Source organism: Methanosarcina spelaei, assembly GCF_002287235.1.
GTDB classification, from domain to species: domain Archaea; phylum Halobacteriota; class Methanosarcinia; order Methanosarcinales; family Methanosarcinaceae; genus Methanosarcina; species Methanosarcina spelaei.
Genome location: NZ_LMVP01000002.1, coordinates 37,665 through 51,763 on the forward strand (window position 1 = coordinate 37,665; position 14,099 = coordinate 51,763).

At 41.1% G+C, this 14,099-nt stretch carries 8 protein-coding genes; 6 read left to right on the forward strand and 2 right to left on the reverse strand.

From position 1 onward, the window contains the following. Positions 1–197: 197 nt before the first annotated feature. Complete coding sequence (locus tag ASJ81_RS00525) at positions 198–1,298, reverse strand: inositol-3-phosphate synthase (RefSeq protein WP_095642754.1); 1,101 nt, start codon at positions 1,296–1,298, stop codon at positions 198–200. 553 nt (positions 1,299–1,851) lie between these two features. On the opposite strand from ASJ81_RS00525, the gene ASJ81_RS00530 reads away from it, so the two are divergent. The 5 genes from ASJ81_RS00530 to ppk1 all read left to right on the forward strand — a co-directional run bounded on the left by ASJ81_RS00530 (position 1,852) and on the right by ppk1 (position 9,597). Then, positions 1,852–2,871: an S-methyl-5-thioribose-1-phosphate isomerase gene (locus ASJ81_RS00530; protein ID WP_095642760.1), complete on the forward strand. Its 1,020-nt coding sequence runs from the start codon at positions 1,852–1,854 to the stop codon at positions 2,869–2,871. A 581-nt stretch (positions 2,872–3,452) separates the two neighbouring features. Continuing rightward, positions 3,453–3,620 (forward strand): preprotein translocase subunit Sec61beta, encoded by a 168-nt coding sequence (locus ASJ81_RS00535; RefSeq protein ID WP_095642755.1) that lies wholly within the window; start codon positions 3,453–3,455, stop codon positions 3,618–3,620. A 25-nt stretch (positions 3,621–3,645) separates the two neighbouring features. Beyond that, complete coding sequence (locus ASJ81_RS00540) at positions 3,646–4,617, forward strand: alpha/beta hydrolase family protein (RefSeq protein WP_245859643.1); 972 nt, start codon at positions 3,646–3,648, stop codon at positions 4,615–4,617. Between the two features lie 53 nt (positions 4,618–4,670). Continuing rightward, positions 4,671–6,833, forward strand: coding sequence for a MutS-related protein (locus ASJ81_RS00545; RefSeq protein ID WP_095642757.1), 2,163 nt, complete (start codon positions 4,671–4,673; stop codon positions 6,831–6,833). 577 nt (positions 6,834–7,410) lie between these two features. After that, the gene (gene ppk1 / locus ASJ81_RS00550; protein WP_095642761.1) at positions 7,411–9,597 is read left to right on the forward strand and encodes a polyphosphate kinase 1; all 2,187 of its coding nucleotides are present in this window, start codon (positions 7,411–7,413) and stop codon (positions 9,595–9,597) included. Positions 9,598–9,794: 197 nt separating this feature from the next. Here the strand turns inward: ppk1 and ASJ81_RS00555 are convergent, their stop codons facing one another. Then, positions 9,795–11,702, reverse strand: a complete 1,908-nt coding sequence (locus ASJ81_RS00555) for a PGF-pre-PGF domain-containing protein (RefSeq protein ID WP_170943129.1) — start codon at positions 11,700–11,702, stop codon at positions 9,795–9,797. A gap of 608 nt (positions 11,703–12,310) precedes the next feature. Between ASJ81_RS00555 and ASJ81_RS00560 the strand changes: the two genes are divergently transcribed. Continuing rightward, a complete protein-coding gene (locus tag ASJ81_RS00560) occupies positions 12,311–13,960 on the forward strand; it encodes a Ppx/GppA phosphatase family protein (protein ID WP_095642759.1) in 1,650 nt (549 codons plus the stop codon). The last annotated feature ends 139 nt before the right edge of the window (positions 13,961–14,099 follow it).

The window sequence follows — 14,099 nt, forward strand, 5'->3', positions numbered from 1 at the left end:
TAAGTCGAAGGAATTTGCTAAGTTGAGTAAATTCGCTGAGCTAAAGAGATTCGATAAACCGAATTAATAAATCGGGAAATATTCTTAGAAGAGCTTTTTAATATCACTCTTTTGATAACTCTGGACAGAAAAACTTAAAACTCCCGGTATTCCGGGGGTTTTAGAATTCCTTTTTACAGGAACCTCTAACCAGAATTTTAACGTTCTCTGGTTCCAGATATAAATTCTTCAGTCCGCCTGTAAGCTTCGTCGTCAGGGTACTGAATTGCCGGATGTTTCATAAAGTAGGAAGCAGGAGAATACAACACACCTCCGATTCCACGGTCAAGAGCTAGCTTGCAGCATCGGATTGCATCGATTACCACACCGCCGGAATTCGGAGAGTCTTCTACGGAAAGCCGTAGTTCAAGGTTCATAGGCACATCTCCAAAAAGCTTTCCTTCCATTCTCAGGAAGCAAACCTTGTTGTCTTTCTGCCAGGGAACGTAATCGCTTGGCCCAATGTGAATATTGTCGTCCTCAAGCTTCCTGGAAAGCACGGACTGCACAGCTTCGGTCTTTGATTCCCTTTTGGAAGCAAGCCTGTTCCTGTTGAGCATGTTAAGAAAGTCCGTGTTTCCTCCGGTATTGAGCTGGTATGTTCTCTCGAGTTTTACGCCTCGCTTTTCGAAAAGGTCTGCAAGAATCCTGTGCGTAATAGTAGCTCCAAGCTGGGCTTTGACATCATCACCAATAATTGGGATATTTTTCTCCTCAAATTTTTTTGCCCATTCAGGATTGCTTGCGATAAAAACAGGCATATTATTTATGAAAGCCACACCTGCTTCAAGGGCACACTCGGCATAAAAACGGACTGCTTCTTCAGAACCTACAGGCAGGTAATTGAGAAGCATATCGGCACCCGAGTTTTTAATTTCGTTCACTATATCGACTTTTGTGGCTTCCTGTTCCTCGCTGACAACAAAAGTTTGACTTTCCTTATAGTTCTTCATATGGTCAGAGACCCCGTCGAGAACCCTGCCCATTTTAACCTTCACACCTGTAGACGGAACATCAGGACAAAAAACCGCTGTGCAGTTCGGGGGAGCAAAGATGGCCTCAGAAACATCTTTTCCTACCTTTCTGGCATCAATGTCAAAGGCAGCAACAACTTTAATATCTTCAGGTTTATACCCTCCAATTTCCCTGTGCATCAGTCCTATGGGTTCTTTATCCTCGGCTTTATAGTACTCAATGCCCTGTATCAAAGAGCTTGCACAGTTCCCGATTCCTGCAATTGCTATTTTTATTTTTGTCATAAGCGCTTACTCTCCGATGAATACCCAGATTCTCATAAACCGCATTAATGAAATGACAGATCTCTTATGATTTTTAAATCTATAGATTCAAGGATTTACGGATTCAAGGTCCATGAAGTTTAATGATTTATATCTCTGAAAATTACGACTTCTTGTATTTTAACTATGGATTTTAAGTCTTGTCTTATTGCTCTGTTACTCTATAAATCTATTATATGTAAGTTTGCTATATGGAAAAAGGGTTTGGTTTATTTATATTTCACGTGTTACTTATTCTCTAAACAAAGTTTTTATTATGGATGCCGGCTGCCAGAAGCTTGGCTTGCCGCATTTTTCTATTTATTTGGAGTTTAAGGATCATCTTTAATGTTGTTTTTTAAGTTTCTCAGAACACTTGGATAGTGAAACAAGAGAGTAGCTGGATAACGATAACGATAACGAGAAGAGAGTAACGAGCCGTGTCAGTTGAATAGGTTTTTATCTTATGTGGAGCTTGAAAGAAAAGCGGAAACTTTTCCGGCAGAATCTTACGCTTATATCGGAAAGTGATTTAATGAGGACAATTGACTGGAAGGAAGAGTCCAACTCTGTGGTGCTGGTAGATCAGACCCTTCTCCCTAAAGAGTACAGGATAATAGAATGCAAAACCCTTAGTTCTCTCTGTGAGGCTATAAAATCTCTCAGGATAAGAGGCGCGCCTGCTCTAGGTGTAGCAGGAGGTTTCGGGATTGCCCTTGCAGCTTTCCTGAGTGGGGCTAGAGATTTCGAAACAATAATAAGAGACCTTAAAATTGCGGGAAAAACCCTTAAGTCAACTCGCCCTACAGCAGTAAACCTTAGCTGGGGTGTGGACAGGGTTCTGAAAGCGGTTTCGGATGCCTTTGATGTTCAAGGTGTCCGGGAAATTGCCCTTCGGGAAGCCAGGGACATTGCAGAAGAAGACGTAGTCACCAACAAGTCGATAGGTGAATCCGGAGCAGAACTCCTGAAGGACGGAGATACTGTACTTACACACTGCAATGCAGGCAGGTTAGCCTGCGTGGATTGGGGTACAGCCCTTGGGGTTGTGCGTTCGGCAATTGCTGAAGGCAAAAAGATCAAGGTTATTGCCTGTGAAACAAGACCATTGAATCAGGGAAGCAGGATCACTGCATGGGAGCTGATGCAGGATAAGATTCCAGTAACCCTTATTTCGGATTCTATGGCTGGATGGGTAATGCAGCAGGGACTTGTAGACAGTGTGCTTGTAGGAGCTGACAGGATTACCCAGGATGTCGTTTTCAACAAAATAGGTACCTATTCTCTTTCAATTCTTGCAAAAGAGCATGGTATTCCCTTTTACGTAGCAGCCCCCACCTCTACTTTCGATTTCAATGGCTGGGAAGGCAGTGTAAAGATAGAGATTCGAGACCCGGATGAGTTGCGCTTTTTCGGATCTGAACAGCTTGCTCCAAAAGACGTGGAAGTTTTCAATCCTGCTTTTGACGCAACTCCCATGGAAAATATAACTGCTATAATTACTGAGAAAGGAGTGTTTTATCCACCTTTTCTGCTGGACGAAGTACTTGTCTGAAAATTGCCTGTTTCAAGAGAGTGACAAATTCCCTTCAAGTTCTTTGAGTCCTGGCTATCAAGAAGTTTCTCTGCTGGATTTATATATCAGAACTGTAAATTAGTGATCATTACCAAATTTAAGAGGAGATTTAACAGTTATTCAATGTTAATTGCAATTTGATAATTAATTAGCAAATTTAATACTAAGTAACTGTCACAAAACAGATTAGGCAAACTTTTCATAAAGTTAATTTTTAATTGGTGATAATGATCTTGAAAATCAAGGCATCCAATCGAAACTTATACATAGTTTGTTCTGTGACGACTCCTAAGTAGCAAATTTAATAATTAATAAGTTCAATGGTTAGTTAGTAAATTTAATAATTAATAAGCTCAATAGTTAGTTAGTAAATTTAATGGTTAATTATCAAACTCAATAATTAATTATCAAACATCATAATTAATTAGCAGCTATGCTAATTCTAGTTCTTAACTGTTAACTTCCACATAGTCTTTAATTATCAGCCAGAAAACCTATTACAGGCAAGTAAAGGCAGTGAAATTATATCCCAATCAATGCGCTCACACAGGTGTTAACACATGGCTAAAAAATCAGGTTCGGGGCTCCAGTCTTCTGCAGGGCTCATGCGCTATTATGAAGCAGATAAAAATGCAGTTCAAATCCAGCCCAAGATAGTGCTTATTGTCGGTGCTATTGCTGGCATTGCAGTACTATTCTTAAGTGCTGTAAATGGTTTCTGGCCGTAATTGCAATTTTTTCGGCAGGGTTTCCTTGAGCAGGCAGAATTCAGGAAAAAAAGAAACTAAACGCAGGGCTTCTTCAGGGACTAGAATCTCCAAGCCCACAATTTTTCTTCTGGGTTTTCTTCTCATACTTGTGGGTATTTTTGGAGTCCTGTATAATCCTTCCAACTCTACAAGCTCTACGGCTCCCTGGAAGGTTTCGGATGCAGGCATTCTATCTTTTCCAGAGCGAGAAAAGCCAGTATTTACATCTCAGGAAATCGAAGATGTATATGCTCCTGAAAGCTCGGATACTTTAAAACTTCTGTCTTTTGAAAGTAAAGGAGAAAAAATCAAGGCTCTTTTAAGAGTTCCTGCAAATTCCTTTTCTTCTTCTGGCCTGGTTCTGCTGCCTGGGGCAGGTGTTAGCAAAGAAGCCGAGCAAGGTCTGGCTGCTGAACTTTCTAAAATGGGATATGCAACTCTCACTCTTGACCAGCGCAACCTGGGCGGCATAAATACGGAAAGAGACCTTGAACTTTTCAAAACCAGCCTTGAGCCCGTGGAATATACCATGGTTTATGATGCTCTTAAAGCTTCAGATGTGCTTGCGGCCCAGCCTGAAATTAATCCGAAAAAGCTTGCAATCATGGGGGAAAGCAATGGTGGAAGATTTGCAATTCTTGCCTGTGCTCTTAACCCTTCCCTTAAAGGAGTTATTGGAATCAGCACCTCAGGGTACGGCACTGAAGAAATTGATTCTTCCCTTGCAGATGATACTGAAGCTTACCGCTTTTATCGTTCAATTGACCCGGATACTTATCTCTCTACTCTTCCGCCTGCGAAATTCGTGCTGATTCATTCTTTTAATGATCCGGTAATCTCCCACGATCTGGCGCTCAGGACTTATTCCCTTGCAAAAGAGCCAAAAGCAATGTATAACGTTACTGAAGGAACACACGGATATACAACCTCAATGCGTCCCTATCTTGAAAAAGAACTTGCCTTTCTTTTGAAGTAAATAATACGGGCTTAATGCCCAGCTGAACTTATTGAAACAAGAGTATCTTGCATATGAAAAGTATTTTGGGTATGAAAACTTCTCATCCGCTCTCAAGCCTGCGGGAAATTCATGGAATAGGTGAACGGGTAGCCGATAGGCTGACTGGGCATTTTGGAACTGAGGAAGCTGCTCTTCAGGCTATTTGCGAGGGTGATATAGCTTCGCTTTCTGAGGTCAACGGGATTAGCCGCAATTTTGCTCTTTCCCTTGCCAGGTATGCCAGATCCGTGGATGAGGGATGCTCAATTTCCGACTTTCTCAGGACAAAAGAAGCTCTGGATCTTTATTCTCGCCTGCTTGAGCTAATAAAAAGTTTTGCCCATACGACGCATGCCAGGGACAAACTAAACCTTTTTTATCCATTACCTGCTTCACGCATGGATCTTATCCGGGAGAGACAGGCTTTCATAAGAGAGTATCTTGAACTGGGAAATGCCTTCCCTGAGAATTCCGAATTTCTAAAATTGCTTACGAGAGTCAGTGAACTCAGGCCAGTTCCAGGGAACCTCAGAGTCAGGGACCGGATAATTCTGTGCGGAAATTCAAAAATTCTTAAAGCAGCTAGAGAAAAGTTCCAGGACTTTTTGCCTGTCCAGGCCGTAGAAAATTTATCGGAATTTGTGGACCTTGCAAGGGGTTACTCCAGTGTAATCGTTTTTGATGATACTTATCTTGGCTTTGATCTACCCGAAGGCATTGAACCCGAATACTTCCAGGACCTTTCCAGAGCTGAATTCTGGCAGGTTTTGCCTGAAAAAGAACTGGCGTTTTTTGCGCGTAATCTGGATTGCATCCGTTCCTGCCTGAGTATTGTATCGTCTCTCCGTTCAGGGAACTTTGAGCTTTTTGAGGAGCTTTCAAAAGAGAAGCTTGATACACTTGAGGCTGCTCTCTTAAAGCTCAGTGAGGATGGAAAACCTGTTGAAGGTTTTGATCCTGAACTTGACAGGCTCGGAGCAGCCCTTCAAAACCTGGACCCTGCATTGACTTTGGTTCTGAATGAGGCTAACCAGCGCATGAACCGAACCCTTGAGGCAAGTTCCCTTACTCTTAGAGGGCAGGAACTCGTCAGGCTTGTAAGCGGAGGAATGGAGATTAAAGACCTGCTTACAAAGGAACTTAATAAAATCTATAAAACTGAGACTGAAGCAATCAAAGAAGAACTTGCTGAAAAACTAGGGCTTCAAAAGCAAGAAAAACTAATGCTTGACTCACTCTTTCCTGATGAAATTTCCTACCCTCTCTACGCAAATCAACTTCAGTTGCAGTTTCTCAGGCAAAAGTTGAACAATAGCCTTGAGAAAACACGGCTTGCCCGAAAAAGGGAACTGGCAAAAATGCTTTCAGGTTTTCACCAGCCTGTAGAAAAACTTGTCAGGAAAGTCCTGGATTTTGACCTGGGTTTTTCAATTGCCTGTTTCTCGACAAAATTCCGGCTTAATTTGCCCACACTTATTCCTGAAACTGGAATAGGTTTTATAGGTGGAGAAAATCTTTTTTTAAAAGCCCGATATGGAGAAATCGATCCTGTCAGTTATTCCATCGGAAAAACTAGATTTTCCCCGGCAGGCATGGAAAACAGAGTTGTACTTTTGAGTGGAGTAAACTCAGGAGGTAAGACTTCCCTACTTGAACTCCTTGCCCAATGCGTAATTCTTGGGTATATGGGTTTTCCAGTTCCTGCAAAAAAACTTGAACTCGGGCCTGTAGAAGAATTCTACTACTTCGGAAAATCAAAAGGAACTCTCGATGCAGGAGCTTTTGAGACTACACTCAAGCAATTCTCAGTGCTCTCCGAAGCCTCAGAAAAACTGGTACTTGCGGACGAACTGGAATCCATCACTGAGCCTGGAGCTTCTGCACGAATTATAGCAGGAATTCTTGAATATCTATCCAAAAATGAACAGAGTCTTGGGGTTTTTGTTTCCCATCTTTCAGAACTCATCCTTGAAAATACCGGAACTGAAGTAAGAGTTGATGGGATTGAGGCAGATGGGCTCGATTCCCATCTGGAACTAATTGTAAACCGGAACCCTGTATACAACCGTATTGCTCGAAGCACTCCAGAGCTGATTGTGGAACGGCTGTTCAGAAAGACCACTGGAAAAGAGCAGGAGTTTTACTCTCATTTAAAAGATAAATTTAAAACCAGCTCAAAAGCAACTTTTAAATAAACTTTAGTACACTATTTAAAAAATATTAATAAAGAATTTACTTAGAAGTTTCTGACCTTTTCTGGCAATCTTCCATTACTTTTTTTCTTTTTTATCTGGGGCATCTTTTTTTTGTTTTTGTCAGTAATTGGTTTGAAGAGATAATATTATAAATCTTTAGTTCTATATACTAATAAATAGTAATGAGTCAGCAGAGATTCCTTAGATCCCTGAAATCCGGCCGATACAAAAGTTTATATATATTTTGGTGTCAATGCATGTCCGATAACTTAATAAGGAGATTGTGCTCCCCCTCTGCAAAAGGACTCAAAACTCTAATCGGTTAACAGGGTTGATGTTATCAAGGAAAAATTTCTTAAGGCTAACTATACTATCTTAAGGCTAACTGTACTAAGTTGTTTGAGTGAACCCGGGGGATATCTTCTTTTCAACCCAGTAAAACCGGGTGCCAATCAGGTAATGAAATTGAACATGAGATCTACAGAGATCCTATTTACAGAGATCCTATCTTCAGATCTTTTATTATTTTTAAAGATTAGTTTGAATAAGTGCAAAACCCAGGTCACGCGTGATAGCAATGGAGCGGAACTTCCCCATTCAGTGTGCAGATTTTGATAGGCTGATTATGGATAATGTTAAAGGAACTCGGGTAGAAGTTTCCGGTATGCCTGACCTCAGCGATCCATGTTTATACACGGACCGCGAGTATAGCTGGCTTCAGTTCAATGACAGGGTACTCGAAGAGGCTTTTGACGATCGCAATCCTCTACTTGAAAGAGTTAAGTTTCTTTCTATCTTCGGAAGTAACCTTGATGAATTTTTCATGGTCCGGGTTTCAGGCATCCAGAAGAGAATAATGGAAGCTGCAAAAGATGACCGGACAGATGAGCTTGCACAGGAACAGCTTCGCATCATCCGGGAAGAGCTTCTCAGGCAGCTTCCTCTCAATGACAGTTGCTGGAACAAAATGCTTGAGCCTGCTCTCAGGGAAAAAGGAATTAAAGTCCTTAATTACTTTGAGCTTTCTAAAAAAGAAAGAGAAAAATTGAGAGATTATTTCGAGAGAAATATTTTCCCTTTACTTACTCCTCTCGGTTTTGATTCAGGACATCCTTTCCCTCATATTTCCAACCTCAGCCTTAACCTTGCAGTATTAATTGATGATCCAGATTTTGGGGAACGTTTTGCCAGGGTCAAGATCCCTCCGATGTTTATGCGACTAATAGTTGTTCCTGAAGGTGACCAGGAGAGAATAACTTCCAGTCTGGAAGAGCTAAAAAACGGTCATTTCGTCTGGCTTGAACAACTTATCGCTGCAAACCTTGATCTTCTGTTTCCCGGGCAGCGAATCCTGGGAGCTTATCCTTTCAGGATCACACGCGATGCAGACCTTGGGTTTGATGAGGATGGAGACAAAGACCTTCTGACCGCTGTAAAACAGAGAGTCGGCAGGAACTACTTCGGGTCTGTTGTCAGACTTGAGACCGATTATACTATGCCAATAAAAGTCTCGGATATCCTCCTTAAAAACCTGGAACTTTCCCCTTCCCTTATGTTCAGGTCTGCGGCTCCTCTGGGACTATCAAATCTCATCAAACTTGCACAGATCAACCGTCCTGAACTTAAGTATGAGCACTTCGAGCCTAAAAAGCATTCTCAGTTAGCGAACAGAGAGCAAATTTTTGCAACTCTGAAAAAAAGAGATGTTTTTCTCTATCATCCCTATGACAGTTTCGAATCCGTAATCGATTTCGTGGAAGAGTCTGCTGACGATCCTGATGTTTTGGCAATCAAAATGACCCTGTACAGGGTGGATGACAATTCCAGAATAATTCAGGCCCTTATGAAGGCTGCTGACCGGAGAAAGCAAGTAGCGGTTCTGGTGGAACTTAAAGCCCGTTTCGATGAGGAGAACAATATAGGCTGGGCAAAAGAACTTGAGCGCAAAGGAGTTCATGTAGCTTATGGCTTCCCAGGACGTAAGACTCATGCCAAGATGTGCCTGGTTGTCAGGGCCGAAAAAGAAGGTATCAGGTATTATGTGCACATGAGCACAGGAAATTATAACGCAGTCACAGGAAAGCTATATACCGATATGGGCTACCTGACAAGTGACCCATGCATAGGCAAGGATGTCTCTGACCTTTTTAATGCCCTTACCGGATATTCGCGAAAGGACCATTATATCAAACTCCTTGTAGCTCCCCAGACTCTAAGGCACCAGATTTTAGAGCGCATCAGGCGTGAAATTGATCTGCATGAGAAGTATGGAAATGGGCACCTGATCTTTAAAATGAATTCTCTTGTGGACTACCAGTGTATCCGGGAACTTTATAGAGCTTCTCAGGCCGGAGTGAAAATTGACCTCCTTGTTCGGGGAATCTGCTGCCTCAGGCCAGGTATTATTGGGCTCAGTGAAAATATCAGAGTTACCTCGATAGTCGGTCGTTTTCTTGAACATTCCAGGATATATTATTTCAGGAACGGAGGAAAAGAAGAGATCCTTATGGGAAGCGCAGATCTTATGCCGCGCAACCTGGACAACAGGGTAGAAGTTCTCTTTCCGATATCTGCCGAGTATATTCCTGTCGTGAGGGACGTAATCCTTGGCACTCATCTTAAAGATAACGTAAAAGCCCGCTTGCTGCTCCCTAACGGCAAGACTGAAAGGATCTACCCGCAACCTGAAGAAGAAGAACTGGATTCTCAATCATGGATGCTTGAGAATAGCAGAAGCTGGGATTTAAGCTCTAAGAAAGGTTAAAAAGACAATCTCTTCTTAGAATCTCTTCTTTTTGTTCCTTTATTACTCTTTGTCTGTTCGTTTCTGTGAGTTATTGATCAGTTCCAAAAAAGAAAACATATCCTCGACACTTGATTCAATTATAAAATTAGTCTGTTGTTTATAGGTTTCAATAATCCACGCATAATTTCAAATTAAAATTATAAAGAAAGAGATTTTCAAATCTTTTTCTTCATTACAAAGTACTCTACAAGAATCAAGAAAAGGGGCAGAGAAATTGCCAGAATTATTTTGGCTTTCCCCAGAGGATTTTTGGTTTTGTCATCCGTTTTTGCACTTCCGTTGACGGCACTCTTGTTTGTTTCACCATTCCAGTTTCTCAACACTCCCTCTTCTGCTAATCCATTGCCTTCCAATATATTTTTTCCCTCTGCAGAATAACTGGTTATTGCAAAGCAGGAAAATCCAGGTGTTTTCGATTTAAAATATACGTAACTCGTATCTTCTTTAACTTTTTCTGTAGCTAGGGTCTCCCAGCCTTTATTATACCATTGAAGAGTTATCTGTGACTGGCTAATATTATTTTCTTCAAGCCATGACTTTTCAACTTTGAATTCTATAAATCCATTTTCAAAATAATTGGCGACTCCTGCTCCATAATTTCCTACCCAGATATTCACATATTTATATACTTTCCCAGGAGAGACTTCTGAGACAAAAGTAGATTTATCTTTGAGCATTTCTACAGTTGTGGTTGTCCTCTTTAATGTTTTTATTGGGTCGAACTCGATATATGTAATGCATGTGACGCCTTCCGGAAAATCGAACTTGACATGATAACCACTTTGAACGTTTCCGGTGGCAAGCTCCTTTGCTTCTACATTGCTTACTGGCTCTTTAGAAAGAATGGCGCCTCCTGAACTGCTGCTGGAGGATCCTGAACTCTTACTTCCGGAGTCACTACTTGAAGATCCTGAACTCTCATTTCCTGAATCGTTTCCTGAGTCGCTTGAAACTGTTTTCTTATATACGGTTGCGGTTTTTGTGAACTCATTATTGGTTTCATCACTTTCGGATATGATGTTTTCTACATCTACGGTTGCTTTCACTTCGATTTGCCCTTCGTTTTCAGGAGTCCAGAAAAAAGTGCCTGTTCCGGTTTCGCCTGCTGCAAGTGCTGGTATCGATGTAACTCCAGTGTAACTTTCATTGTTTCCTTTGATATCGTAATTAATTTGGCTGTTTTCAGCAGCTGCAGACCCATTATTCTTTACTGTTACAGTAAAGGTTATGTTTTCTTCAGGATGAGGGTTTTCAGGGCTTAGAGAAATAGATTCTATTTTCAGGTCAGGAAGTTCGCGTTTCATACTTATGGTTTTTGACATTCTATTATTATCCTCATTACTTTCACTAACGATATTCCCAGAATCTGCGACTACTGTTACACTGATGTTTTCTTCGTTTCCAGGGGTATAAGAAAACTCTGCATTTGTATTTGTCCCTGCTGAAAGTTCAGGGATAGAAATCTCTCCTTCTGAAGTTCCGTTAAAACTATATTTTGCAGTACTACTGCTGGCAGTTTCCTCTCCAATATTTTTTATTTTCAAGGTAAAATTCAAAGTTTTTCCGGCTTCGGGTTGTGTTGATGATTCTGGATACAGGTCTTCAACTATCAGATCCGGAAGTGTTTCCTGTACTACCTTCACAGAAATTTCTTTCTCACTATTCTCTACGTTTTCTAAAGAGGCTTTTATTGACACTGTTCCTTCTTCGTCAGGAGTTATCCATGTGTGGGAAATTAATGTTTCCGATCCAGCCTCTATTGCAGGGACTTCTTCTTTGTCCTCGGTTTCGCCAATTTTATATATTATATTCGTAGGCTCTGAGGCTTCAGTTCCTGTGTTCTTAACTAGTGAATTAATAGCGACCTTACTGTCGGGCTTTGGATAGTCAGGGTCAGTGGAGAGTTTTTCTAAAATGAGATTGGAGTTTAGTGTACTATTTGTCGAGTTTCCACCGTCTGCAAATTGTCCATCTGCAGCAGATACTATGCTGGGTATTAATCCCGGAATTATTACTATTATCAATAACGCCGAAACTAAAGAATTTAAAAATTTAGTTTTCATTTTCATTGCCTCCTCCCTTGACAGTGCCGTGAATTTGCTATAAATTAAAGTCATTTCTTGTACGATGGGAAAATTGAGCTTCTGATATGGAATTGATACATTCTAACTTTTTGAGATTTATGGTTATATGAAAAACTGACACACTGCCCAAAAACAACAAAATGACAAATTAAAAAACTAAATTTTTTGCAACTTCAATGTGTCTATAAACTTAAATTGTCTCTGGTTTATATGAATACTGGGGTTCCTGCACTCTACCTCGACATGAAGCACAAAAAGTATTTTAAATCCCTACAGATACATGTTTTTCAATGACAAATGGCTTGATCTCCATATAACGAATATCCAAAAAGCCGGAAAAACATCTTTCTTAATACTCTTTTTTTAAAAACATCTTTCTTAATACTCTTTTTTTATAATGTATATAAATAATCAACTATTTCAACATATAGAAAGAGGTTGTGTGAAAATAACAACGATTACAAACTTTCGGTACACTACTAAATAATCTCAAATAGAATAAAAATATGAACTAGTATTGTGAAGCTTATTTTGAGTTTCTCGACTCCTTCGAGAGAAAAGAAAAACAGGGCTTTCAGGTGGTAACAATGGAACCCGAGAGAATTTCCGAAGGCAGAGTTGTTGCGTTTATCGATATAGGCACTAACTCCATCCGACTTCTTCTGGTCCGGATAAATCCCAATGGGTCTTACTTTCCCCTGACCAAGCAGAAGGAAACAGTCCGGCTCGGGGATGGAGAATTCATAGACAGGATTTTGCAACCGAAAGCGATAGAACGCGCAGTTGTTGTCTGTAAAAAGTTTGTGGAACTTGCCAGAGCCTACAGGGCAGAAGAGATCATAGCTGTGGCGACTTCGGCAACGCGAGATGCGAGCAATAAGGTTCAGCTTCTCGAAATGTTGAAAGAGGAGGCAAACCTGGAAGTCTGTACGATTTCCGGAACCGAAGAAGCTCGCCTCATTTACCTTGGGGTTTCAAGCGGGCTTCGGCTTGGAAACTTAAAAGCTCTGTTCATAGATATCGGAGGCGGGAGTACCGAAGTATCGGTAGGGGATCAGACCCAGTGTTATTATCTTTATTCTTTTAACCTTGGAGCTGTCAGGCTGACAAATATGTTTTTGCCGGAAGAAGCCGGGCCTGTTTCCGAGGAACAGTACGAGCAGATTAAAAATCACATTCGACATAAGATTACAGATGTAACAAAAGACCTTTCCGAGTACGATATAAATTGTTCAATTGGAAGCTCTGGAACAATTGAAAACCTTGCAAGAATCGCTTTTATCTACCTGCATAAAACAGCCAGTGAGAGTTTTGAGAAACTGGAGTATGAAGACCTGAAGAAAATAGTCAGGGCAATGAGCGCCATACCCCTCGAAGAGAGGCGCAGGTTTCCGGGAATTAACGCGCAAAGAGCTGATATCATTATCGCGGGGGCTGCAATTATTGAAACTTTTATGGAAGAGATGGGGCTTTCCGAAATCAGGATAAGTAAACGCGGGCTTCGAGAGGGGCTGCTTGTAGATTATATCTCAAAGAGTGAATTCTCCTACATGATTACGCAGATGTCGGTAAGAAAGCGCAGCATCATGCAGCTTGGGCTTACCTGCAATTTCGATGAAGAACATGCTCATACCGTTACCAGACTTGCCCTTGAGCTCTTTGACAGTATCCAGGCGCTTGGAATTTATAAGTTCAGGGAAGGAGAAAGGGAACTTCTTGAATACGGTTCCACCCTGCACGACATAGGGACATTTCTATCGTATGATACCCACCAGGCTCACGCCTACCACCTGATAAGGGAGAGCAATCTTCCAGGTTTCCATCCTGAAGAAATTGAAATAATAGCAAATCTTGCCTATTTCCACAGTAAAAACACGCCTAAGAAGAAACATCCTAATCTTGTTGGGCTCAATAAAGATATCGTAAAAAGTATAAAAGTTCTCAGTGCCCTGCTCCGCATTGCTGAAGGGTTGGACCGTTCTCACAATGGAGTTATTTCACACGTCCGATTTTACATAGCTTCTACCGACAGCCTGGTGCTTGAAACACACGCCCGTCATGAGTGCCAGCTTGAAATCTGGGAAGTAGAGAAGCAGAAAAAGCATTTTAAGAAAATATTCGGATATAATCTTCAGTCCAAGGTCATTATAAAGCAGGATGCTGGGGTTCCTTTAGTCCTTGAAGGAGGCGCTGAAATTGAAGAACTTCCAGATATTGAAATGTCCTCGAAAAGTTAAGTTAACAATTTACTTATTATGAAATGGATTTACAATAAATCGAAAGTAAACTCACTTATAAACTTTATTTTAACCCATTGAAACTTATTTCAGTCGAATACCCCGCTAGCTTGCTGCGGGGATGGAAAACTTCCCCGGT